The sequence below is a fragment of the Prevotella scopos JCM 17725 genome (genome assembly GCF_018127785.1).
GTDB lineage: Bacteria > Bacteroidota > Bacteroidia > Bacteroidales > Bacteroidaceae > Prevotella > Prevotella scopos.
In genome coordinates this window covers 355,886-380,674 of record NZ_CP072389.1, presented here as the reverse complement: position 1 = coordinate 380,674, position 24,789 = coordinate 355,886, and the positions used below count along the sequence as shown (strand labels likewise).

General features: G+C 40.1%; 18 protein-coding genes and 1 pseudogene. 7 read left to right on the top strand and 12 right to left on the bottom strand.

Annotated features, from left to right (window positions below; genetic code table 11):
- Window positions 1-168: 168 nt before the first annotated feature.
- A complete protein-coding gene (locus J4856_RS01380; RefSeq protein ID WP_025839508.1) occupies window positions 169-840 on the bottom strand; it encodes a YggS family pyridoxal phosphate-dependent enzyme in 672 nt (223 codons plus the stop codon).
- Between the two features lie 33 nt (window positions 841-873).
- Window positions 874-1,353 carry a DUF4494 domain-containing protein gene (locus tag J4856_RS01375; RefSeq protein ID WP_025839507.1) on the bottom strand — a complete coding sequence of 160 codons (480 nt, stop codon included), beginning with the start codon at window positions 1,351-1,353 and terminating at the stop codon, window positions 874-876.
- A 225-nt stretch (window positions 1,354-1,578) separates the two neighbouring features.
- Here J4856_RS01375 and J4856_RS01370 point away from each other — a divergent pair, with 225 nt between their 5' ends.
- Both J4856_RS01370 and J4856_RS01365 read left to right on the top strand, forming a co-directional pair.
- Window positions 1,579-2,784, top strand: coding sequence for a pyridoxal phosphate-dependent aminotransferase (locus J4856_RS01370; protein ID WP_025839506.1), 1,206 nt, complete (start codon window positions 1,579-1,581; stop codon window positions 2,782-2,784).
- Between the two features lie 240 nt (window positions 2,785-3,024).
- Window positions 3,025-4,272 (top strand): ABC transporter permease, encoded by a 1,248-nt coding sequence (locus J4856_RS01365; protein WP_025839503.1) that lies wholly within the window; start codon window positions 3,025-3,027, stop codon window positions 4,270-4,272.
- Window positions 4,273-5,135: 863 nt separating this feature from the next.
- Here J4856_RS01365 and ribH read toward each other — a convergent pair.
- Window positions 5,136-5,612, bottom strand: a complete 477-nt coding sequence (gene ribH / locus J4856_RS01360) for a 6,7-dimethyl-8-ribityllumazine synthase (protein ID WP_025839500.1) — start codon at window positions 5,610-5,612, stop codon at window positions 5,136-5,138.
- A gap of 6 nt (window positions 5,613-5,618) precedes the next feature.
- Window positions 5,619-6,293 carry a tetratricopeptide repeat protein gene (locus J4856_RS01355; protein WP_025839498.1) on the bottom strand — a complete coding sequence of 225 codons (675 nt, stop codon included), beginning with the start codon at window positions 6,291-6,293 and terminating at the stop codon, window positions 5,619-5,621.
- Between the two features lie 299 nt (window positions 6,294-6,592).
- Between J4856_RS01355 and recF the strand changes: the two genes are divergently transcribed.
- A complete protein-coding gene (gene recF / locus J4856_RS01350) occupies window positions 6,593-7,699 on the top strand; it encodes a DNA replication/repair protein RecF (RefSeq protein WP_025839496.1) in 1,107 nt (368 codons plus the stop codon).
- A gap of 3 nt (window positions 7,700-7,702) precedes the next feature.
- Complete coding sequence (locus J4856_RS01345) at window positions 7,703-7,993, top strand: DciA family protein (RefSeq protein ID WP_025839494.1); 291 nt, start codon at window positions 7,703-7,705, stop codon at window positions 7,991-7,993.
- A gap of 1,091 nt (window positions 7,994-9,084) precedes the next feature.
- On the opposite strand, the gene dapA is transcribed toward J4856_RS01345, so the two are convergent.
- From dapA to J4856_RS01325, 4 genes and pseudogenes are all read right to left on the bottom strand, one after another.
- A complete protein-coding gene (gene dapA, locus J4856_RS01340) occupies window positions 9,085-9,969 on the bottom strand; it encodes a 4-hydroxy-tetrahydrodipicolinate synthase (protein ID WP_025839492.1) in 885 nt (294 codons plus the stop codon).
- Window positions 9,970-10,140: 171 nt separating this feature from the next.
- A pseudogene (locus tag J4856_RS01335) lies at window positions 10,141-11,067 on the bottom strand (EamA family transporter).
- A 10-nt stretch (window positions 11,068-11,077) separates the two neighbouring features.
- Window positions 11,078-11,839, bottom strand: a complete 762-nt coding sequence (truA, locus tag J4856_RS01330) for a tRNA pseudouridine(38-40) synthase TruA (RefSeq protein ID WP_025839490.1) — start codon at window positions 11,837-11,839, stop codon at window positions 11,078-11,080.
- A gap of 24 nt (window positions 11,840-11,863) precedes the next feature.
- Window positions 11,864-13,408, bottom strand: coding sequence for a ComEC/Rec2 family competence protein (locus J4856_RS01325; protein ID WP_025839488.1), 1,545 nt, complete (start codon window positions 13,406-13,408; stop codon window positions 11,864-11,866).
- Between the two features lie 111 nt (window positions 13,409-13,519).
- Here J4856_RS01325 and J4856_RS01320 point away from each other — a divergent pair, with 111 nt between their 5' ends.
- A complete protein-coding gene (locus J4856_RS01320; RefSeq protein WP_025839487.1) occupies window positions 13,520-14,359 on the top strand; it encodes an EFR1 family ferrodoxin in 840 nt (279 codons plus the stop codon).
- A 9-nt stretch (window positions 14,360-14,368) separates the two neighbouring features.
- On the top strand, window positions 14,369-16,186 hold the full coding sequence (locus tag J4856_RS01315) for a M6 family metalloprotease domain-containing protein (RefSeq protein WP_025839485.1): 1,818 nt from the start codon (window positions 14,369-14,371) through the stop codon (window positions 16,184-16,186).
- A gap of 136 nt (window positions 16,187-16,322) precedes the next feature.
- On the opposite strand, the gene J4856_RS01310 is transcribed toward J4856_RS01315, so the two are convergent.
- From J4856_RS01310 to pheT, 3 genes are all read right to left on the bottom strand, one after another.
- Window positions 16,323-17,987 (bottom strand): AMP-binding protein, encoded by a 1,665-nt coding sequence (locus J4856_RS01310; protein WP_025839483.1) that lies wholly within the window; start codon window positions 17,985-17,987, stop codon window positions 16,323-16,325.
- A 434-nt stretch (window positions 17,988-18,421) separates the two neighbouring features.
- Complete coding sequence (locus J4856_RS01305; protein WP_065368016.1) at window positions 18,422-19,153, bottom strand: YebC/PmpR family DNA-binding transcriptional regulator; 732 nt, start codon at window positions 19,151-19,153, stop codon at window positions 18,422-18,424.
- A 12-nt stretch (window positions 19,154-19,165) separates the two neighbouring features.
- The gene (gene pheT, locus J4856_RS01300) at window positions 19,166-21,634 is read right to left on the bottom strand and encodes a phenylalanine--tRNA ligase subunit beta (protein ID WP_065368015.1); all 2,469 of its coding nucleotides are present in this window, start codon (window positions 21,632-21,634) and stop codon (window positions 19,166-19,168) included.
- A gap of 282 nt (window positions 21,635-21,916) precedes the next feature.
- Here pheT and ypfJ point away from each other — a divergent pair, with 282 nt between their 5' ends.
- Window positions 21,917-22,801 carry a KPN_02809 family neutral zinc metallopeptidase gene (ypfJ, locus tag J4856_RS01295; protein ID WP_025839481.1) on the top strand — a complete coding sequence of 295 codons (885 nt, stop codon included), beginning with the start codon at window positions 21,917-21,919 and terminating at the stop codon, window positions 22,799-22,801.
- Between the two features lie 310 nt (window positions 22,802-23,111).
- Here ypfJ and J4856_RS01290 read toward each other — a convergent pair whose 3' ends face one another.
- Window positions 23,112-24,686 carry an NAD(P)/FAD-dependent oxidoreductase gene (locus J4856_RS01290; protein ID WP_025839480.1) on the bottom strand — a complete coding sequence of 525 codons (1,575 nt, stop codon included), beginning with the start codon at window positions 24,684-24,686 and terminating at the stop codon, window positions 23,112-23,114.
- Between the last annotated feature and the right edge of the window lie 103 nt (window positions 24,687-24,789).

Genomic DNA, 24,789 nt, shown 5'->3' with positions numbered 1-24,789 from the left:
ATCCATCCATAGGCAGGTATGGAAGGGGCAGGTATGCCCATACGGCTCAACATTTGAGATTTTTGAGCAGAAAACACTGCAAATTCTTTTTCTAGGAACTTTTCCAAGAAAAAGAATCCAGTTTTTGAATGCTCTTGGCAGGTTCAGGAGTGAATTAACTGAAATTCCCTAATATACACGTGGACCAAAGATAGTTGTACCCACGCGAACCATCGTTGAACGACACTCTACAGCGATGTCATAATCATGACTCATACCCCATGACCGCTCTTTGAATTCAGGGTCGTTAGCAAAATACTTAGCTTTCAGTTCATCGAAGAGATTGGCTGCCAACGTCATCTCTTGTTTTATCTGACTACGATCATCTACATTTGATGCCATCATCATCAAGCCTGAGATGTGTACATTCTTAAGCTCCCGCCATTCTCCATTCTCTAAGAACTCACGACAAGCATCTGGGGAAAACCCATATTTTGTCTCTTCTTTAGCTATATGAAGTTCAAGAAGAACATTGATAACTCGATTGTACTTAGCAGCTTGCTTATTAATCTCTTTCAATAGCTTCAAAGAGTCAACTGCTTCAATCATCGAGATATAAGGTGCAATATACTTCACTTTATTGGTCTGAAGATGACCAATAAAGTGCCACTCAATATCTTTAGGAAGTGTCTCAACCTTACCAGAAAGTTCCTGTACCTGACTTTCGCCAAAGATACGCTGCCCTTCTCGATAAGCTGCCTCTAAGTATTCGTTCGGGTGAAACTTACTGATGGCAACCAACTTCACACCATCAGGAAGATTCCTAAGCACCTCGTGTAAATTTTTTGCTACATCGTACATAACTGCAAGTTCCGTTTATATGCGTGATTTAAATTATTTCTCGAACTCTGGTTTATCGTTCTTCTTCCCAGCACGATGCTCAAAGACATCCATAATCTTTGTTTCAGTAATGGCAACGATCTCATAATCTATCATTGTTGAGCCCATCACCTCATCAACATGCTTGACGGCACCACTTACAGAATGCGCCTGAACAAGATAAGTTACAGAAGTACGCTTTTCCTTTTCTGTTTTTTCGTCTAAAGTAATAAAGGCAAGCTTTGCTTTGAACCACTTGTCATCAGTATCAATATCACTAAAGAATATCTCACCATATGTAGCTGGCGATATCGCTTTTACATCAAACTCACCACTAACATAATGTGACATCTCCTCCGTGATGAACTCCTCAGCTTCAGAGAAACTCAAGGCATCAACCACATACTGCTCAATGACCTTCTTATTCTGACCATCCTCCATGGTTTTGTCATATCTAACTCGTGTTTCAAACCAAGTGCTTGTTCTAGTTCTCATAATTAATCTTTATGTTTTTTAGCCTTGCTTTTCAGCTATCAGATAAAGACAAACCAAAGAGCTTTAGGCAGTTTTTTATATGTGCAAAAGTAGTAAAAAATCTGCGTTAATCTGACAAAAGTGCGGTTAAAATAAAAAAAATGTCTATCTTTGCAACATTGTAGATAGAACATAAGAGCAGAACTTTCTGCTCTCTCCATTATTGAGAGAATAAACAAAATTATTATGCCAGAAATATCAGTTCGAGGACTTGAAATGCCGGAGTCACCTATTAGAAAATTGGCTCCACTTGCCGTTGCAGCAAAGAATCGTGGTATAAAAGTTTATCATTTGAATATTGGTCAACCTGATCTCCCCACACCGCAATGCGGATTAGATGCTCTGAAGAAGATTGATCGTAAAGTTTTAGAATATTCACCTTCTCAAGGATATCTTTCTTATAGAGAAAAACTCTGTACTTTTTATGAGAAGTTCAATATAAAGGTATCTCCTGATGAAATAATCATTACCGCTGGTGGTTCTGAAGCTGTACTGTATTCGTTCATGGCTTGTCTAAATCCAGGAGATGAGATTATAGTCCCTGAACCTGCCTACGCCAACTACATGGCTTTTGCCATATCTGCAGGTGCAAAGATAAAGACGATAGCAACATCCATTGAAGAAGGATTTGCCTTGCCTAAGGTTGAAAAGTTTGAAGAGCTTATCAACGAGAAGACACGTGCCATCTTGATATGTAATCCGAACAATCCTACGGGTTATCTGTACACAAGAAGAGAGATGAATCAAATCCGTGATCTCGTAAAGAAATATGATCTCTATCTCTTCTCGGACGAAGTTTATCGTGAGTATATCTATACTGGTTCACCTTACATCTCTGCAATGCACTTGCAGGGAATTGAGAACAATACCATACTCATCGACTCTGTATCAAAACGTTATAGTGAGTGTGGTATTCGTATTGGTGCGCTGATTACGAAGAACCAAGAGATACGTAAAGCGGTAATGAAGTTCTGTCAAGCACGCCTCTCTCCTCCACTGATTGGTCAGATTGTTGCTGAGGCAAGTCTTGATGCGCCTGCTTCTTACTATCGTAGTGTCTATGATGAGTATGTGGAACGCCGTAAATGTCTTATTGACGGGCTCAATCGTATTCCTGGCGTTTACTCTCCTATCCCAATGGGAGCCTTCTATACTGTAGCAAAACTTCCTGTTGACGATTCGGATAAATTCTGTCGTTGGTGTTTGGAGGAGTTTAGCTATGAAGGTGAGACCGTAATGATGGCACCAGCAAGTGGTTTTTACACCACACCAGATGCAGGTCGTAATCAAGTACGCATTGCCTACGTACTGAAACGTGAAGATTTACAACGTGCGTTGATAGTACTTCAGAAGGCTTTAGAGGCTTATCCTGGACGTATTGAAGAAGAATAAAGGTATTTATAATTCCATAATTCAGAACATAGAATTCAGAATTATAATAACTGATATTTGTTGCCTATAACAATACTCAAACTTAATTGGTAGCGTTTTCAAACAAAGAGATAAGTATAAAATTATAGATAAGGTATAAGTACTTAGATATGTAATTTGGATATAAGGAAAGACTTCAGTCCTACCGAATGATGGTAATCATAATTATGAATTCTGAATTTTGAATTATAAATTAAACCAATGAACTACCCACTTTTCATTGCTCGTAAGATACATAACGGAGGAGACAAAACTCGAAAAGTGTCAAAACCCGCTATCACCATTGCAACAGTTGGTGTTGCAATAGGTTTGGCTGTGATGATTGTGTCAGTCTGCGTTGTATTAGGCTTTAAACATTCCATCCGTGATAAGATGGTAGGGTTTGGAAGTAATATAACGGTTGCCAATTTCCTTACACTTCAGAGTTCTGAGCAATATCCTATAGCAGTAAATGATTCACTGATAAAGGTGCTGAAGGCGGTCCCTGGCGTAAAACACACAGAACGATATGCATATACACAAGGTATCTTGAAGACTGATAATGACTTTCTAGGTGTTATGCTGAAAGGAGTTGGGACAGACTTTGACTCAACCTTCATTCATGACAACATGATAGAAGGTAGCCTACCTCGCTTCTCCAATACAGAAAATCAGCAAAAACTAGTTATTTCTAAAACGATAGCTGACAAACTCAATCTAAAGGTAGGCCAACGTATCTTTGCTTATTTTATCAACACTCAGGGTGTTCGTACACGTAAATTTACGATTGCTGGCATCTATGCCACAAACATGAAGCAGTTTGATTCTCAAATGTGTTTCACCGATTTGTACACAACAAACAAACTAAATGGTTGGGAACCTGACCAATGCAGTGGCGTAGAATTAGAAGTCAATGACTTTTCACAGTTAGATGCGGTTACGCTACGTGTCCTAAAGAAGGTAAAAAATACGGTTGACCATTATGGTGAAACTTACTCTGCAGAGAACATCATAGAGCAAAACCCACAGATATTCTCTTGGCTCGACTTGATGGATATGAACGTATGGATTATCCTTGCATTGATGATTTCTGTTGCGGGAGTAACAATGATATCAGGCTTATTGATTATCATTCTTGAACGTACACAAATGATTGGTATCTTGAAGGCACTTGGCTCTCGCAATCGTCAGATACGTCACATCTTCCTTTGGTTTGCCAGTTTTATAATAGCTAGAGGTCTGCTTATAGGTAATATCATAGGACTGGGAATTGTCTGTTTACAGAAATGGACCGGATTAATAAAGCTTGACCCACAGACTTACTATGTCAGCACAGTTCCTGTAGAACTAAACCTCCCACTTATCTTAGCATTGAACATTGCCACTATGTTAGTTTGTGTTATTGTATTGATTGCACCAAGCTATCTTATTAGCCATATCCATCCGGCTAAATCAATGCAGTACGAATAAAAAGAGAATAGTTCTTGTTAAGCTTTCAAGTATTTCGACTGAAAAAGTTAGTCTACTGTTCGGACATAAGTTTACAGATGAAAATCCTATAAAAGTACTTGTGACTCGGTAGAGAATTATCGTTCCAAACTTTGGAATAACAAGAGTTCGCAAATAAGAATTATTTGTCTCTATAACGCAGTGTATGGGTTGTGGGTTGTGTGTTGATATTCCACACGTGTGGTGTTGGTGCTTAGCACGTGTGGTGTTGATGCTTAACACTTATGGTGCGGATGGTATGCACAACATGTGCGAAGGGGTAACACCATTGTTGTATATGGAAAGATCGAGATTTAATGTGTGTTAAGCGTATTAAAACTAAGGTCAATCTAGAGTTGTGTTTAGTTGGAGACTATGCTTTTTGACAATATTTTAGGCTCTATGACGAATTACTCACATGAATCATTGTAGAGCCAAAAATTATCGTATTAAACAAACAATACTTTTATTTTAGGTTGCTATCATTTTTAACATTTCATGTATCCTACTATAATATAACGAGTTATACACCCAATAACAATGACAGAAATGACAGCAAATTGAGTTTATCGATTACATAATCTAACGCAGTAGGATAAGTGGTATAGGCTTTTTGTTCTTCCGATATAAAAAATGATGAAAGTAAGTCTCTCGATAGATTATCTAACACAAAGAAAAGAAGAGTACTCTAGGTTTTAGCAGGGAACTCTAAGTTTGCAGCAGAGGTAACCATTATCACCCAACAAACATCACCCATCACCAAACCTTTCCTACAGAGCCAAAAAAAGGCAGTAGATGGTAAACCATTACTACTGCCTTTTTTGATTTTATTTAATGAGATCGCTTTAGAATTTAGCCATCTTAATAGCATCTATAGCACACTCATCGCCCTTGTTTCCAAGTCGGCCACCGCTACGATCTTTAGCCTGCTGGAGGTCGTCTGTTGTGAGAAGACCATAGATAACAGGAATATTCTGCGATGCGTTGAGACGAGCAATTCCATAGGTAACACCCTCACAGATATAGTCGAAATGAGGAGTTTCACCACGGATGACACTTCCAAGAATGATAACGGCATCAAAACCATCGTTCTTGGTCATCATCTGTGCACCATAAATGAGTTCAAAGCTACCAGGAACAGTCTTGATATGAATATTCTCTGGGATAGCACCATGCTTCTCGAGGGTTTTTACAGCACCATCAAGTAAAGCACCAGTAATCTCCGAATTCCACTCAGCTACAACAATACCAAAACACATGTTACTTGCGTCTGGTACGCTCTGTACATCATAGTCGGATAAATGATGAAGTTCTGTTGCCATGGTTGCTTAATTAGAAGCACGCTCAATGTACTTGTCAATGTCCTGATAGACAGGAGAGTTGACATATGTCTTCTTGATATCCTTGTAGATCACAAGTGCATCAGCCTTCTTGCCTTCGCTCTCGAGGAGGATACCAGCCTTACGTAATGCTAAAGGAGCTATGCTCAGGTTTGTATTGTCTGCAGCCTCAGCGTTAGCCATCTTAGCAGCCTTCTTGAAGTATTCAACCGCCTTATCGTTCTGGTTATTGTTAGCGTAGATGTCACCAAGTGCCATCTGAGATGCTGGACTAATCATTTCGTCATCAGATGTACTGAACTTCTCTGCATTCTCCAAAGCCTTTGTCCAATTTGGCTTAGCCTGATGAGCATAGCAAAGAGCTACGTAAAGGTTTGCGAGGTTACCTGCATCTGTGTTACTGTAATCACTCTGCACTTTTTGGAAGCCAGCGAGTGCCTGATCATACTGCTGATTATTGAAGAGTGTCTGGCTCTTAGCCAACTCTGTACTAGCCTCAGCCTCACGAGGACCAGAGATGTAGTTTTTGTAAAGGAAAAAACCAGCTACAGCTACTATGATAGCAACGACGGCGATAAGAATAGGCTTCTTGTACTTCAAGAACGCAACCTCTGATTTGTTAAGGGTATCGTCGAATGTACCCTGTTCTTTGTTGTTTACCATTTTAAGTTATGATGTTTTTTATTTTATTCTAATCTATAAGGGGTGCATAATAGCGGGACAAAATTAATCAAAAAGTCGCATATATTGAAATTTATCAACGACTTTTTTCTTTTATTGAATGGAAATGAGTTAACTTTGCAAAGAATGAGAAGGATAATATTGAATTTAAAGAAGCTCTGGATTAATTGAATATTTTATTCTCTAAGGATAAGGGAGGATTGTCTTTCTTAGTTTTATAACACATAAGAAGGAATAGTTAGCATTCATTTCCCTTTCATTCAAAGCAAAAATATAAGACAATGCAATTAGAAAAACTTTCCATTATAAACTATAAGAATATTCAGGCGGCAACATTAGACTTGTCGGCTAAACTTAATTGTTTTATTGGACATAATGGTGAGGGAAAGACCAATCTGCTGGATGCAGTTTATTACCTTTCCTTCTGTAAGAGTGCTTTTAATCCAAAAGACTCTGAAGTCATGCGCCATGATGCTGACTACTTTGTCCTAGAAGGAGACTATAGCACGGATGCTGGTGAGCGTGAGCAGGTCTATTGCGGAATGAAACGTGGAACAAAGAAGCATTTTAAACGCAATAAGAAAGAATATAAACGCTTATCACAACATATCGGAATGGTGCCGCTAATCTTTGTTTCTCCAGCTGATGCAACACTTATTGAAGGAGGAAGTGAGGAGCGGCGAAAGCTAATGGATGTTGTTATCTCACAGTACGACACACCTTATATAGAATCGCTCAGTCGATACAACAAGGCTTTGCAACAGCGTAATAGCCTCCTGAAACAAGAGGAGGAACCTGATATAACACTCTTAGAGCTGTTAGAGATGCAGATGGCAGAACATGGTGAAGCTGTCTATAAGAAGCGTGCTGCCTTTGTGAAAGAGCTTACTCCCGTCTTTCAGCGTATTTATCAGACCATCTGTAATAATCGCGAGCAGGTATCACTTGAATATATTTCGCATTGTCAACGTGGCAACTTATTAGAAGTCATTCAGCGAGATCGGGCAAAAGATCGCATCATGGGGTTTTCACTTCATGGTACGCATAAGGACGACTTAGTCATGAAACTCGGTGGGTATCCTATGAAAAAAGAAGGAAGTCAGGGACAAAACAAAACCTACGTGTTAGCACTGAAACTTGCTCAGTTTGATTTCCTGAGACGTACAGCAGGGAACAACACACCGCTACTCTTGCTCGACGACATCTTTGACAAACTCGATAGTAGTCGTGTCGAACAGATTGTACGCCTAGTTTCGGGTGACGACTTCGGACAAATCTTCATTACAGATACCAACCGTGACCACTTAGACAAGATTTTACAAGGTAGTGGATTTGATTATAAACTATTCTCTGTTGAAGGCGGAGAAATCAATGAAAAAGAAGACTAAATTATGTTCAGAAGGAAAGTACAACCTTTAGACGATCTCCTCAATCAGTTTTTGCGACAGGAAGGACTTGAATCCCCCCTATTGCAAAAACGTATCATTGCAGCCTGGGATACCGTCACCGGAGAGACGATAACGCGTTATACTCAAGAGAAGTTTATAAAAAATCAAACGCTATTCGTAAAAATAATAAACCCAGCACTGCGTTCTAACCTTTGCATGATGCAATCGGACTTGGTCAAAAAACTTAATGCAGCTGTTGGTTCTATGGTTATCACTGAAATAAAGATTTACTAGAAAAGAGGTTCTAGCATTGCAAAGAACATACTTAAACTAACAAACTAAGACAAAATTGAGTTACAATCATCACTGTTGTAAAACTCAACAAACCATCCTATTTGTAATTGATACAAATCAAGAAACCATAATTTCATGTAAAATTATGCCTAAAACATTTGGTGTGTGCGCAAACAATACGTACCTTTGCATCGTCAAAAGACAAGTAATAGATTGTTTAGGTTAGTAGTAATAGATTTAGGTTTTTAGTTATTTTTTTTAGGTAGAACAAAAGAGATTGTTCAGATAACATAAATAGGTTTAGTTAAGGTATTAAAAAGAATTGATTAAGGGTAACATTGATGCAAGATGATTGGGGATTGCCGTGAGGCATGAACCAAAAATCAAGCATAAAACAGAAATTTCATACATGAAATAGAAAGAGCATGATAGGTTTCCTATCGTGCTCTTTTACTTTTCAGAGAATTAGAAGGAAGACCCAGAGCTGCCCTAAAACAGGCTCAGTAGGAAAAAGGTAGAGAAATAGGTACAGTTAAAAAGCACACAGAGAAACTGAGACACAGAGGTAAGCGTCATATCATGGAGATACCAATGCTCTCAAAGAGCAACGATACCATAGCATGCTGTTAGCTGATGGCTTTATAGAAACTTTAAGGGCATTTAGAATTTGAAGTAAGAGGGTAAATCATCTCTATAATCTTGCACATTGAGAAGGGGAGATTACAGAGGATTACATTATCACCAAACACCAAAGTCACAATCAGTTCTATTTCTTATATAATAAAACTGGCTGACAATGTTCTTAGATGGCTCTATAACGAATCGTGTGGGTAATTCGTCATAGAACCTAAAAATATTGTCAAAAATATAGCCTCCAACGAAACACAACTCCAAATTGACCTTAGTTTTAATACGTTTAACTCACATTAAAATCCTACCCTTCCATATACAGCAATGGTATTAATCCTTCGCACATGTTGTGCATACCATCCGCACCACATGTGCTAAGCACCCGCACCACATGTGCTGAGCATCCGCACCACACGTGTGGAATATCAACACACAACCCACACGATTCGTTATAGAACCTCTTAGATTCTCATTCCCTTGAGAATCTCATTCATCTTCTGTTTTGTTTCGATACGTGTTGGAACCAAAGGAAGACGCAAAACATTCTGAATCATACCCATGTCATTCAAAAGCGCTTTACAGCCTGCAGGGTTTCCATCAACAAAGAGAAGTTTATAAAGTTCGGTAAACTTATGGTGTATCTTGCGCGCTGGCTCATACTCACCCCTAAACTCCAAACGAATCATACGTGAAAACTCCTTAGGCAGCGCATTACCAATAACAGAGATAACTCCTACAGCACCACTAGCAATCATCGGGAAAGTCAAAGCATCATCACCACTGATAACCTCAAAGTGCTTTGGCTTGTTCTTGATAATCTCATCAACCTGCTCCAAGCTACCAGAAGCTTCTTTAATGGCAACAACGTTTGGGAACTCTGAGGCGATTCGAACAGTTGTCTCAGCAGTCATGTTGACACCTACACGGCCAGGCACGTTGTACAAAACAATAGGTAGTGGACTTGCTTTTGCAATAGCCTTGAAATGCTGATAGAGCCCCTCCTGACTAGGCTTATTATAATAAGGGCAAATACTGAGAATACCATCAATACCACTCCAATCAGTTGTCTTAATCTCTTCAACAACAGCTGCAGTGTTATTTCCGCCACAATATTTCAGAATTGGAACACGTCCATTAACAACTCTTTTGATAACAGTGGTCAATTCATTCTTTTCTTCATGTGATAGGCAAGGTGACTCACTAGTAGTAGCAAGAATACAGAAGAAATCAGCACCATTGTCCAAATGGTAGTTAACCAAATTGATAAGTGCTTCATAATCAATACTGAAGTCTTCCTTAAATGGTGTTACCAATGCTATACCTAATCCATGAAAAATATTCTGCATAGTAATTATCTTCTTTTAAGAGACTCACGGCATAGACTCCACAAAGAGTTAATGCGCTGTCTTATTCATATTAAACGCTATGGCGCGTCAACCAATATCGTTGCAAATATAGCAAATAATTATCAATATCCAAAGACTTTTACTCTTAATCTTAAAGAGCAACTCATCATCTTAACGTGAGCCTATCCATAGGAAGATCATTCCCAGAAGTACAAAACATAAATCGATAGCTTTTGCCTTTAGATTCTTCTCTCTAAAGAGTACTGCCCCACATAAGAATGACACGAGAACCGATCCACGACGAACCATCGAAACAATTGATATCATTGCTCCTGGCAATGACAGAGCATAGAAATAGGCAAAGTCGGCCATAGACAGAAATATCGAGATAAGTAAGATAGATCACTTCCACGAAAAATGAGCTCTTTGTCCTGTCTTCTTTCGTTGGTCGTAAACATAGATAAGAAGAACTACACCCATCATCATACATTGATAGATGTTATACCAGCTTTGCGCCATCATACGATCGAGCCCTACTCCACCATTTTCAGGACTTGCCATCAAATATTTGTCCAACAAACCGCTGCATGTCCCCATCACAGCTGCCAACACCAAGAAGAATATCCACTGATTGTGCTTAAAGTCAATACCTTCTTTCTTACCACTACGTGCCAATAGGAACAAGGACACAATGGCCAAACTAACACCTATCCATTGCCATACATTCAATCGTTCGCCAAAGATAAGCATTGCTCCAACGAGTGTCATTACGGGGCGCGTGGCATTGATAGGACCAACTATTGTCAAAGGTAAATGGGCGATCGCAAAATAACCGAACACCCAAGAAAGCAATACGATGACACTTTTGAGTATGATCCAACGATGCATCTCCCAACCACCAGTCCCAACATGGAAGATACTAGAATCGAGAATGTGGGTATATTGTGACAATACTATTAACGGTAAAAAGATTGCCGAACAAAAGAGGGTGTTGAGAAAGAGTACCGGAATGACATCATTATCACGAAGTGAAAACTTCTTTGAAGTATCGTAAAGTCCCAACAACGTTGCTGAGATAAAAGCCAAAAGAATCCACATAATCTTTTTATTAATACTTTATATCCCAAAGGAACAGCGCATTACCTGGCATACTTTCACCTGCATCGCTTCGTGTTCCCTCATCAACAATCCTTTTGAAATCATCGAATGACAAACGACCCCGACCCACTTCAACTAAAGTTCCAACAACCGCACGTACCATATTGCGTAAGAAGCGATTAGCTGTTATAACGAAACACCAATTTGTAACTTCATCTCCTGTCGTCAAGGCAAATTCATCGTGAATTGGAATCCAGCGTGCTTCTGTTAGATTACAAATGGTTGTCTTCACATCTGCACCTGTCTTACAGAAACACTTAAAGTCCTTCTCACCAATCAAATAAGCTGCAGCTTCATTCATTTTATCGAAGTCTAAGCCATAATGAAGCGCACACGAATACTGCCGTGAGAAAGGCTGTTTCCCCGTATGTACATAATAATGGTAGCTACGTGAAGTCGCTGAAAAACGTGCGTGTAGATCTGAATTAACAGCTTCTATCTTAATCACTGACACATCCCGCGGCAAGAGTCTGTTCACTTTATACACTAACTGTTCACAATCAAATGCCTTTTCGGTATCAAAATGTGCAACCATCATTCTGGCATGAACACCTGCATCAGTACGTCCTGCACCCGTAACAGCAATTGTTTCTCTGAGTATTGTAGATAATGAATACTCCAACACTTCCTGCACAGAAATACCATTTGGTTGTATCTGCCAGCCATGATAAGCTGTACCATCGTATGAAAGGGTGATAAAATATCGTTGCATAACTATCTGCAAAGATACAAATAATTACTTAAACTCTATCCTCCCAGATAAAAAACTCCATAATACCCAAACAGCTAACAACATTAGATAATAGATAAAAAGCTGAAAGATACTTACATGAACATCCTCAATACTCGCACAAGGAATACTTGCAAGGAAATGTAACGAAACATTTAAAAGCCCTGTAACAATATGGATAAACTTTCCAATCAAAAACGACAAAGAAGAAAAAGCACTTAAAAGTAGCATACCCAATGAGGCTGAAACTATTAGCATCGTACTTGGAATCGCAACAAGACTACTAATCGCAAAGACTAATGATACTCGACCGAAATAATAAGCTATTAAAGGAGCTGTACCCAATTGGGCAGCTAAAGAAACAGCAGTCATCCCCCATAACCATCTGAAAGGTACAAGAATTTTCGTTTGTTTCAAAGGAATTAATTCATTGATGAGCGGATAGAATAACAGAATTGCCCATACGGAAACAAATGACAACTGGAAACCTATATCAAAGAGGTTGTAAGGATTAGTGATAAGCATGATGATGGCGGTTAAGGCTAATGTATTCACCGATAGTCGTTCCCTATTGAAAAGCGTAACAAAAGAATAGATAGTCAACATCACAGCAGAACGAACGACAGAAGGAGACATACCGACTAACACAACGTAACTCCAAAGAATCAGTAGAATAATAAGTTCTATCAAACCTCTTTTAAACACTCGCGGCAGTATGCGCTCAAACCAACTCATTAGGTATAAGAGCAAGCCAGACAAGATTGTTAAATGTAAGCCAGACAACGCCAAGACATGACTTGCACCAGTAATTGAATAATCTTCTTTTATAACACTACTAATCAGGTGCTTATCACCTAATGTCATTGCAGCCACTATAGCCAAGTGAGTACTATCAAGATTGCTTTCTAACACCTTCATCAACTTCTCTCTATAACTAGCTGCAACTAAAGATGTTCGTTGAAGAAAACTCATCCGACGAAGACTCACTTTTGCTTTTTGCCATTGATTATAGAAGATAAAAGTTTCTGCAGAATAACCATGGAGTCTTAACCATCGCGCATAGTCAAACGTAGCATCTGAGAAATTCATAGGTTGTTCAAGATAAGCCGTGGTTTCTATCCCATCGCCGAGATGTAGCGTTCGATAACGGTTTGTTATTGTATCACGTAGGATTGAAGCCCTAACCTTCATCGTGTTGTCTTTGTTCATAACCATCAAATCGGTCTGGATGACTTTACCATGAACAACGGGGTTCGTAAGAAGAACTGCCTGAAAGGTTATTTTATTTTCAGGTAATTGCACTTGCATCGTCTGTCGTTTCATTGAAACAAGGGAACCGCCAACAAAAAAGACTACAACGAGTAGTGAAAGACTTTGAAGATACTTTTGATTCCATACAACAAAACTAATGGCAATCACAATGACTGTCATTATCAACCACAGAATAGACGTAACAACCTCTCCTAATGCATCTCCAACTACAATTCCCAAAACTAATGGAAAGAGCAACTTTACTGAGGGATACATCAGCAAGTCCATTTTCTTCTTCACAGCATTAATGTTTTCATGTATATGTTGCAAATGTAAGAAAAAGAACTGAAAAACAACTACATTACACATCTATATCTTGCATGATTTGCAAATTATCAGTAATTTTGCAACATGATATTCTACTTTTCTGGTACAGGTAATAGTAAATGGGCCGCACAGACATTGGCTTTAGATACAGATGACACACTTGTTGCAATCCCAGAAGTAATCAACAGCGATTGTTCTTTTACATTGCAAAAAGATGAACACGTCGGATTCATCTTTCCTATCCACGGATGGAGAGTACCGAGTATTGTAAAAGACTTCATAACAAAATTAACGATAAAGACAGAAGAAGCAGACGCTTCTCGCATAAAACATTATTGTTTTTGTTTGGTTACAGCTGGAGATACTATTGGCAAGGCCGTAGAACGCTTCCAACAGCAGCTTGAGACTTCTGCAGTTGGTGATGCCTTGTCACTTAAAGCGGTATGTTCTTTGATTATGCCTGAGTCTTACGTTGGCTTACCAGGCATGGATGTGGATACAAAAGAGAAAGAATTAGAAAAAAAGACACTTGCCTCAACGCAGTTAAAAGAATTCTCAAAGGTTCTGAAAGAACGTCCTTTTGCGGAGAATCAACAAATTTGGGGTTGGCAACAACTGAAACGTGGTCCTATTCCTTCGTTCTTCTCTGGTCCTGTAGGAGGTTTCTTTGAGCACTTCCTTATCACAGATCATCCCTTTCATGTAGATCATCGTCTATGTGTAAAGTGCGGTATCTGTGCTAACGTCTGCCCTGTTGATGACATTAAAGGTGGCTTAGGCTACGAACCTGAATGGCTGCATAATGGCAAATGCCTCACCTGTTTCTCTTGTTATCACCATTGCCCACATCATGCTATTGAGTTTGGCAGACGTACACAGAAGAAGGGACAATATTTCTATAATAAACTAAGTAAACGAACTTAAACTAAAGATATGATTAAAACATTAAAACAACTATCTCTCATTGTATGTTTAATGCTTTATTCCCTTACTACTTGGGCAGCAAAGGCAGAATCAATCCCTGTACAAGTAAGACAAGCTGATGGTTCTGTTATTACTGTCATCTTGCGTGGTGACGAACATATCAACTGGTACACAACCCTTGATGGTACACTGCTTGTACAAGGTGCGGATAACAACTACTATATCGGTAAAGTAGAGAAAAGTGGCAACCTTATTGCTACCAAACAACTTGCACACGAAGCGTTAACTCGTTCACAATCAGAGCGTAACCTGATAGCTAAGCAAGATAAAGAGAAGTTCTTTGCTTACGTTAATAAGGTTGCAGAAGAATCTGAAAACGCTTACAATAACTCTCCGCTTACTCGTGGTCCGGTCATTGGTACAGGATCTTATGGAATTCCTTATTTTCCACATACAGGAACTCCCAAAGCTTTGGTGATTCTCGCAGAGTTCCAAGATACAACTTTTACTATTAAAGATACAAAGAAGGTGTTCACAAACTATTTGATGAATGAAGGTCATTTCACAGATACTCGTTATGGTCAGAAGCAAAACTATAAAGGTGTACGTGGCTATTTCAAAGATTGTAGCTATGGGAAGTTCACACCTATCTTTGACGTTGTAGGACCAGTAAAGTTGCCGAAGGCGCATGATGTCTATGGTGCAGGTGATGATAATATGGACTTCTTGCTTGCTGATGCATGTACTGTTGTAGATGATACGGTAAATTTTGCGGATTATGATGCAAACAACGATGGCTTCGTTGATTTGGTTTATATTATTTACGCAGGTCATTCAGCAAATATAAATGGCAATAAACCAACAAATATATGGCCAAAATCAGGAATTGTTACTATTTCAAACAAATTTGATGGCAAAAATATTCGTCGCTATGGTGTGAGTAACGAACTAAATGGAAGTGACAAGACTTCTGAGAAAAATAAAAAAATCAATGGTATAGGCTTATTCTGTCATGAGTTCTCTCATACACTTGGACTTCCTGATATTTATGCTACCGCAGGAGATGCGCAAAACCAAGATAACCAAGGTATGGAATTCTGGGACATCATGGATGGAGGTACAGCAATCCAAGATGGACGTGTACCAGCCGCTTATCTTGCTTGGGAACGCGAAGTGATGGGTTGGATGAATATTGATGAACTTAAAAACGATACCACCATCAACAATCTTAAGAGTATCGATAATGGTGGAAACGCCTACAAGATTGTCAATAGCGCAAATGATAATGAATATATAGTTTTGCAAAGTATGCAGAATGGTGCTTGGAATCGAGGTTGGGGGAATGGTACTTGCGGTAAGGGGTTGTTTGTTTATCGCATTTCATACAATACAAACAAAGTGAATCTTTTCGATAACCCCAATAATGTAAAGGGTAAACCACGTGTTGTTCCAATCCCTGCTGATGGTAAAGTATTAGCAGCTGCCAATGCGGGAGGCTCATTACCCAAATACATAGCCCAGCTCAATGGCGACCCTTATCCTTACAACAATATAAACAAGATAGATAGCTTTAAATGGTTCGATGAATCCACGTTGAATAAATCTATCTTAAATATTGTTGAGAATGATGGTTCAGACACAAATAGTCGTTATGTAAACTTTGAGTTTAAGAATAATGAGCCAACTCATATCCAGTCGGCTTCAATCATTGAAAGGAACACTTCTGACAATCGTATCTATACCCTTGACGGACGATACGTAGGCACTGACGCCTCAATCTTACCGCATGGAATTTATATTCAGAATAATAAGAAGTTCGTAAAATAACATTCACTTTTGAAGCATACTTAAAGCCGCCTCTTAATGGATTACCCATTAGGAGGCGGCTTTTTATTATGTTATTAACTCTGCGTACAATACTCGAAATGCAATAAGAGGAAACGCAGACTATTGTCTAGCCCTGTTATTTGTCCTGGTAGAGATAACGCTTAATACTCTTTTTCGGCGTCTTTGCAAACTCCTCATCACGTAGCTCTATGGCAGATAGATGGCAGAAAGTTGGTAACATACGATTGAGTTCTACTCGATTTTGTTCCATAACGTCTTGCAAGTCGGCTTGTGTGAAGCCCATTTCCTTTGCTTCTTCAAGATCTGGATAAACCAAACCAACGATTTTATCACCACGCTGAATGACAATACACTCGCTGACCATAGACAATGAATAGAGTTTATCCTCTATCTCTTCTGGATAGACATTCTGCCCGTTAGAACCTAAAAGCATGTTCTTAATACGTCCACGGATAAACAGATGCCCGTCAGCACTCATCGTACCAAGGTCACCCGTGTGATACCAACCATCTGTATCTAGAACTTCTTTCGTAGCCTCTTCATTCTTGAAATAACCAAGCATGACGTTCTCACCTCTGGTAATCACCTCACCTGTAACGTTTATAGGATCAGGACTAACAATCTTAACTTCCATGTTCATGACTGGTGTACCGCAGGAACCTGGTACAAAATCCTTGTAATCGCTAAATGTGACCAGTGGACCACACTCGGTAGCTCCATAAACACTTGTTATTGGGAAATCAATGCTTACCAAGAAATCTTCTATCTCTTTGTTAAGCGCAGCTCCACCCGTAACTACCTCGTAAGCATTTCCACCAAAGGTATCCATTACTATCGACCGGATTTTTTCCTTCACCTTTTTGCTAACGACAGGCATCTTTAACAACATGCGGGTTGAGGTGCTCTGTACCTTAGGGAAGACATTCTTACGGATGATTTTCTCAACAACCATTGGCACTGCCATGATGATAGCAGGCTGAATATCTCTACAGGCTTGTGCAATCAAAGAAGGACTTGGCAGACGCGTGAGGAAATAAAGATGGCTACCAAAACTAAACTGACAAATAAACTCACAAATCATACCGTACATGTGAGCCATTGGCAACATACAAAGGACATTGCTATCTGGTTTGATATGTGGTTTAATTTCAGCTGTTGCCCAGGCGAGATTACTACGCACAGAGCGGTAACTAAGCATGACTCCTTTTGAAAAACCCGTCGTTCCACTAGTATAATTAATCAATGCTAGGTCGTCAGCCTCATCTTTATAATAGTTTACATCCTCTGCGCGGAAGAACTTTGGATACTTCTTTCCAAAGAGTGCATTTAAGTTCTCACGAGCATGTGTCAAAGTCTCTGAACGAGATAGTATCAACGAAAAGTCTGGGAGATAAATAATACCCTCCAACGCTGGCATCTGCTCACCATCAATCGTTGTTGCAACAACATCACCTACAAAGAGGAGTTTTGATTCTGAGTGATTAACAATATTGTATATCTGTTCTGGCTTAAACTCATGCTGAACCGGTACAGCCACAGCGCCATACGAGAGTGTTGCAAAGAAAGCAACAGCCCATGAAGAAGAGTTTCTACCACATAGAGCTACCTTATCACCTTTCTTCAATCCACTATTCTCAAAGAGAATGTGTAACTTCTCTATTTTACGTGCTACATCATGGTACTGAAGTGTAGCACCTAGATAATCTGTCAGAGCATCCTTATCCCAGTTATCCTTGATACTCTGTTCTATAATCGAGTTGAAACTTGTTTTAGAATACATTGCACAAAAGAATAATTTGCGTGCAAAGGTAAATAAAAATCTGCACAGCTACAAAAACATTGTGCAAGAAAATACACTGAATTAATAAATTGTGGAAACACTTGCTTCTGCTGATGCTACTTCAATGTGTGGAAAATCAGAAGGTTACGAATAGAACCATTATTATTCAATGATACAAATGAAAAGTCAATCAGTTAAAAAAATCCCCAGCCTTTATTCTACTGAGTCTAGGAAACTGCAGATAGAAACAAAAGAAAAGAGACCATCTTAAAAATGTAGAGATACACAATTTGCGCACCCGTCAGTTGCAATGGACATGGAAAGATAGATATGCTCTCCATCCAAAGCGTTGACTACATTTTTGAGATAGTCTCTTTCTATATTCTTAAAACCAATTACACCTTATTATATATAGGGTGCATTGGCATGTAAGCTTATTCCTCAGCAGGCTTCATGTTTGTGTAAACATTCTGCACGTCATCGAAGTCTTCCAAACGCTCAACCATCTTATCAATTGTCTCACGCTCCTCTGGTGTAACGTCTTTCAAATCGTTAGGAATACGGGTAAACTCTGCAGAGGTAATCTCGAAACCATTATCCTCTAAGTGTTTCTGAATCTCACCGAAGCTTGTTGGCTCACCATAGATTGTGATTTCGTTCTCTTCCTCATCCTCATCGAACTCGTCCTCAACACCGTAGTCAATCAAATCGAGAATCAACTCTTCCATATCCAAGCCGTCTTTCTTCTTAAAGGTGAAGACAGCCTTTTGATCAAAAAGGAAACTAAGAGAACCTTGAGTGCCGAGGTTACCATTAAACTTGTTAAATATTGAACGAACATCACCTACAGTACGTGTAGTGTTATCTGTCAATGTATCAACAAATACAGCAACTCCATGAGGTCCATAACCTTCGTATGTCACCTCCTTATAGTCGCTGGTATCCTTACCCATTGCGTTCTTGATAGCACGCTGGATATTGTCCTTCGGCATATTCTCACGCTTACATGTCGCAATAATCGCACGAAGGCGTGGGTTATTCTCTGGTTCAGGACCACCTGCCTTTACAGCAATAGCGATTTCCTTACCTAACTTAGTGAAAGTGCGGGCCATGTGACCCCATCTCTTGAGCTTACTTGCTTTGCGATATTCAAATGCTCTACCCATTGGAATTGTTTGTTAACGGAGTTCTGCTCCGAGTTTATTTGTTAAATTCTTAATTAATTTCTGCATGATGGCATCAATTGCCTTATCATTGAGTGTCTTCGTCTCATCCTGAAGGATGAAGTTGACAGCATAACTCTTCTTGCCTTCTGGGAGGTTCTTACCCTGATAAACATCAAAGAGTTCAACACGCTTCAAGAGCTTCTTGTCAGCCTGACGAGCAATCTCCTCAATCTGAGCAAACTCAACATTGTTGTCAACCAACAACGCAAGGTCACGGCTTACAGCTGGATACTTAGATATCTCTTGGAACTGAAGTTTATTCTTACGAATAGCCTTCATGAGTCCTGCCCAATCCAACTCTGCATAGTAAACCTTCTGATCAATATCGAAACTCTTCAAGAGTTTGTGACTAAGAATACCCATCTCAACCAGCACCTTACCAGCACGTGTCTTCAGAGCAATTGCCTTGTCAAAGACATTATTATCTGACTTCTCACTAACGAGCAAGCCCTGTGCGATACCGATTCGACGAAGAATATTCTCAACGTATGCCTTCAGTTCATAGAAAGAAGATTCCTCATCAGGGTGTGCCCATGAACCTTGGATGCGCTTTCCTGTCACCCAAAGTGCCATGTGGTAATCCTGTGCATAAGCCTTGATAGGGTTCTCTTCAGTCCACTTCTCTTTATTGTACTTATAGACATTACCAACTTCAAAGAAACGAAGGTTCTGTGCCTTACGGTTTACGTTGCGTACAATACTCTCTAAGCCTCCGAAGAGAAGGGTCTGTCGCATCACACCTAAGTCGGCAGAGAGAGGATTCATCACCTTCACAGTCTCTTCCCAAGGATAAGCATTGAAGCCTGTCTCCTGATAGTAAGAACTCTTTGTAAGTGAGTTGTTCATAATCTCAGAAAAGCCAGCACCAACCAACTGCTCACCAATGATATTCTCACGATGATAGTTTTTATCAGCCTCTTCAGCAATTGTCAATGATGACTTCAACTCTGTAGGAATCTCTACATTATTATATCCGTAGATACGGAGTATATCTTCGACTACATCACAAGGACGCTGTACATCAACGCGATAAGGAGGAACCAGCAGGTTGAGACCTTCTGCATCTTCCTTTTCAACCTTCATCTCAAGGCTCTCAACAATTCGCTTGATTGTATCATTACCGAGTTTCTTACCGATAAGACGATCACAATACTCATAGTTCAAACGAACTGGGAAACCTTCCATCCTAGTAGGATATACGTCACGAATATCCATACTTACCTTTCCGCCGGCAAGCTCTTCACAAAGAATAGCAGCCTGCTTCAGTGCATAGATAACGCCATTGGGGTCAATACCACGCTCAAAACGGAAACTTGCATCCGTTGAAAGACCATGACGACGAGCACTCTTACGAATCCATGTTGGGTGGAAGTAGGCACTCTCCAACACAATATTTTTGGTTGTTTCATAAGTTCCACTACCCTTTCCACCGAAGACACCAGCAATACACATTGGGTCTTCCTCATTGCAGATGGCAAGGTCGTGTTCGCCAAGGGTATGCTCATCGCCGTCCAAAGTAACGAACTTCTTACCTTCGTTCTTGTCCTTAACGATAATATGATTGCCCTTCACCATGTCTGCATCAAAGCAGTGCATTGGCTGTCCGTAAGCCATCATAATATAGTTGGTAATGTCAACAATGTTATTGATTGGGCGTAAGCCGATGATATTCAGTTTGTCCTTCAACCACTGTGGACTTTCCTTCACCTCACAATCCGTCATACTCAAACAAGCATAACGACGGCAAGCATCCGTATTCTCGATTGTCACATCAATAGGAAGGTCATGATTGTCAACCTTAAACGCATCACAAGAAGGGCGATGCAATGAAGTTTCATAACCATTCTGTACCAACCATGCATAGAGGTCGCGTGCCACACCATAATGACTTAACGCATCAGCACGGTTTGCAGTAATGTCTATTTCAATCACCCAGTCACTGTCTAACTGGTAATACTCTGATGCAGGCTGACCTACTGGAGCATCCTCTGGCAACACAATGATACCATCGTGTGCTGTACCTACACCAATCTCATCCTCAGCACAAATCATTCCAAGACTTTCTACTCCACGCAGTTTACTTCTCTTAATCGTAAACTCATTGTCACCATCATAGAGAACGCAACCTAAGTCGGCTACAATTACTTTCTGTCCTGCTGCAACATTTGGTGCACCACATACAATCTGCTGTGGTTCTCCCTTGCCAAGGTCAACGGTTGTCACGTGAAGGTGGTCAGAGTTTGGATGTTCCTCGCATGTGAGAACCTTACCGACGTACAACCCCTTCAGTCCACCTCGTATCGTTTCAACTTCTTCCAATGAGCCAACCTCCAAACCAATTGAGGTAAGCGCAACGGCAATCTCCTCTGGAGACAGATTGAAGTCAACGTATTCCTTAAGCCATTTGTATGAAATCTTCATTATATTGATATATTGTTTATTCCAAAAATACATGCAAATTTACGAAAAAACTCAGACATAGCAAAAGGATAAAAGAAAAAAACAGTGATGGTAGAGGAAACTCTCTGTTTCTGCCATCATGACAAAGAATAAAACAAAGATTTTGCCATCTGAACAAACGGTCTTAAGCGATATTCTGTTCATAAAAGGAATAGTGATTATTCCTTAATAATTGCAGATATCAAGATAATCTCTTACCTTTGTGAGCATAAAACAAATTTAGCTTAAAGAACAAAAGACAAAATGAGACTTACAGGACGCAGAGAGAGCAATAATGTAGAAGATCGCCGTGGCATGGGTACTGGCGCAAAAGCAGGTATTGGGGGTATCGGAGGTATTATCGTCATAGCGCTTTTCACCTTTTTGAGTGGTGGAAACATAGGGGATTTTGTTAACAACGTCGTACAAACACAGATGCAAGGACCGGCTGAAGTACAGACCAATGGGGACCAACACCAGTTCACGGAAGAGGAGGAGAAACTTGCTGATTTCTCAAAACAGATTCTTGCAGGTACCGAAGATGTATGGACGGAACAATTCCAGTTGCATGGCATGAAATATCAATACCCTACTCTTGTTCTCTTCACAGGTGCTGTACAAACGGCTTGCGGTAATGGCTCTGCTGCAATGGGACCGTTCTACTGCTCAGGTGATCAGCGTCTTTACCTCGACTTGAGTTTCTTTAGCGGTATGCGTAAGGATTTAGGAATACAAGCAAAGGGCGACCTTGACTTTGCTTATGCTTACGTGATTGCACACGAAGTGGGTCATCATGTGGAATATCTCCGCGGAATCCTTGGCAAATGTCATGCAAAGATGGCGCGTGTTAGTAAGGAAGAAGCGAACAAACTGAGTGTGAAGTTAGAACTCCTTGCCGATTACTATGCTGGCTGTTGGGCACATTATGACAATGAGAAATATCAAAGTCTTACTGATGGTGATATCGAAGAGGCTATTGACTGCGCTGAGAAAATCGGAGATAACTATCTCCAAAAGAAAGCTCGTGGCTATGCACTTCCTGAGACTTTCACACATGGAACATCCGAACAGCGTATGTACTGGTTAAAGAAAGGTATCGAAACTGGTGATTGGAACACAACAACCTTTGCGCCAGGGGATTTAGATTAAAGAAATCAAAATACCTTGTCGTTATCTAAAAGTATATTTATAACATGGCAAGTTACGCTTGCCGGCTACCCCTATAGAATACTTTTAGAAACAAAGTGACCATAGATTACAATTTATCTTCATGATAAAAAGAATTATTTTCACGAAAAGAAATATTTATTTACGTGAACAAAAATATTTCTTTTCGTGAAAATAATTCGATTAGAATAGTTTATAGAAGTAGAAAAAGATACTACGAGAACTCTAATACTTTCTCAATCAAACTATAAACAAAGCTTATTCTGCTTCTTACTATCAGAAGCAAATGACCTTACAATTGCTGGAGATAAGCGGAAACCATTTCTGCACAGCGTTCTCCATCAATGCCCGCACTAACGATTCCACCTGCATAACCAGCACCTTCTGCACAAGGGAAAAGACCTTCAAGGCGCACATGCATGAGTCGTTCTCGGTCGCGAAGAATACGAACAGGGGAACTGGTGCGAGTCTCTGAAGCAATCATGACAGCTTCATTGGTTAGGAAGCCATGTGCTTGACGACCAAAGGTCTTAAAAGCTTCTTGAAGTCGTTTCGTCACAAAGGATGGCATCCAGAAATGAAGTGGACTGGAAATTAATCCCGGCGCATAACTTGATTTGGGAAGGTCATACGACAGACGATTATTCACAAAGTCAGCCATGCGCTGCGCTGGAGCGGTTTGCTTTCGATTTCCCTGCTGCCAGGTGTCACGTTCAAGTTGCTCTTGATAACGTAAGATACGCAGCACATCATCACCTTCAACATCCTCTGGATTCAACTGAACGACCATACCCGAGTTCGACCATTGCGTACCTCGATTGGCAGGGCTCATACCATTGGTAACTATCTGCTCAGGGCCAGTAGCCGATGGTATCACAAATCCACCTGGACACATACAGAAGGAATAAACGCCACGTCCCTGTGCTTGTGTCACAAAGGCGTACTCTGCGGTAGGAAGATACTTCCCCTTTCCGTTCTTATTATGATATTGTATTTGGTCTATCAGATGAGAAGGATGCTCTAAGCGCACACCTACCGCAATTCCTTTTGCCTCCATCTCAACCCCGGCTTCTGCAAGATAACGATAGACATCACGTGCTGAATGCCCCGTTGCAAGAATGACAGGACCATGAAAAGTTCGCTTCACAGCGATTGCGCTTCGATTATCCACAGCCTCAACACCAACGACCTTATCACCATCGATGATGAATGAGGTCATCTTGGTTTGGAAATGAACCTCACCCCCACAGTCAAGTATCGTATTACGCATGTTCTCAATCACACGTGGAAGTTTATCCGTACCAATGTGTGGATGCGCATCTGCAAGGATAGAAGGCGATGCACCATGCTGACAAAAGACGTTTAGAATCTTATCCACGGGTCCGCGCTTCTTACTTCGTGTATAAAGTTTTCCATCTGAATAAGCTCCAGCTCCACCTTCACCAAAGCAGTAATTCGACTCAGGGTCAACGGCTTGCGCCTTAGTGATTGAAGCTATATCGAGTTTACGGTCACGTACATTCTTTCCACGTTCAAGGACGATTGGTCGCAAGCCCAACTCTATGAGCTTTAGAGCAGAGAACAAACCAGCAGGTCCCGCACCGACAACTACAACCGCAGGACGACAGTTTACATCCTGATACTCAGTCTTCACATAAGGGTCATCCTGTGGGAACTCATTAATGTAAACACGAACCTTCAGATTAACATATATGTCACGATGACGTGCATCGATAGAACGTTTCAATACCCGAACACGATAAATGGTACGCTCATCCAGCCCCTTCTCCTTCGAAAGATATGCTTTTAAACTATTTTCATTATAGGCTTCTTGGGGCAAAACGCGCAACTGATATTCCTCTGTCATAGATAGTCTAACTTCTTCTTTTTGCCACAAATTTACTCAAATATATCGAGAAAAACGTTGGCTGTTGCAATATTTCTTATTATTTTTGTGCCTAAGTTTTGCA

Coding starts and splice junctions, on each gene's coding strand:
- J4856_RS01380 (WP_025839508.1), bottom strand. CDS start 840: ATGTACGATGTAGCAAAAAATTTACACGAGGTGCTTAGGAATCTTCCT.
- J4856_RS01375 (WP_025839507.1), bottom strand. CDS start 1,353: ATGAGAACTAGAACAAGCACTTGGTTTGAAACACGAGTTAGATATGAC.
- J4856_RS01370 (WP_025839506.1), top strand. CDS start 1,579: ATGCCAGAAATATCAGTTCGAGGACTTGAAATGCCGGAGTCACCTATT.
- J4856_RS01365 (WP_025839503.1), top strand. CDS start 3,025: ATGAACTACCCACTTTTCATTGCTCGTAAGATACATAACGGAGGAGAC.
- ribH (WP_025839500.1), bottom strand. CDS start 5,612: ATGGCAACAGAACTTCATCATTTATCCGACTATGATGTACAGAGCGTA.
- J4856_RS01355 (WP_025839498.1), bottom strand. CDS start 6,293: ATGGTAAACAACAAAGAACAGGGTACATTCGACGATACCCTTAACAAA.
- recF (WP_025839496.1), top strand. CDS start 6,593: ATGCAATTAGAAAAACTTTCCATTATAAACTATAAGAATATTCAGGCG.
- J4856_RS01345 (WP_025839494.1), top strand. CDS start 7,703: ATGTTCAGAAGGAAAGTACAACCTTTAGACGATCTCCTCAATCAGTTT.
- dapA (WP_025839492.1), bottom strand. CDS start 9,969: ATGCAGAATATTTTTCATGGATTAGGTATAGCATTGGTAACACCATTT.
- truA (WP_025839490.1), bottom strand. CDS start 11,839: ATGCAACGATATTTTATCACCCTTTCATACGATGGTACAGCTTATCAT.
- J4856_RS01320 (WP_025839487.1), top strand. CDS start 13,520: ATGATATTCTACTTTTCTGGTACAGGTAATAGTAAATGGGCCGCACAG.
- J4856_RS01315 (WP_025839485.1), top strand. CDS start 14,369: ATGATTAAAACATTAAAACAACTATCTCTCATTGTATGTTTAATGCTT.
- J4856_RS01310 (WP_025839483.1), bottom strand. CDS start 17,987: ATGTATTCTAAAACAAGTTTCAACTCGATTATAGAACAGAGTATCAAG.
- J4856_RS01305 (WP_065368016.1), bottom strand. CDS start 19,153: ATGGGTAGAGCATTTGAATATCGCAAAGCAAGTAAGCTCAAGAGATGG.
- pheT (WP_065368015.1), bottom strand. CDS start 21,634: ATGAAGATTTCATACAAATGGCTTAAGGAATACGTTGACTTCAATCTG.
- ypfJ (WP_025839481.1), top strand. CDS start 21,917: ATGAGACTTACAGGACGCAGAGAGAGCAATAATGTAGAAGATCGCCGT.
- J4856_RS01290 (WP_025839480.1), bottom strand. CDS start 24,686: ATGACAGAGGAATATCAGTTGCGCGTTTTGCCCCAAGAAGCCTATAAT.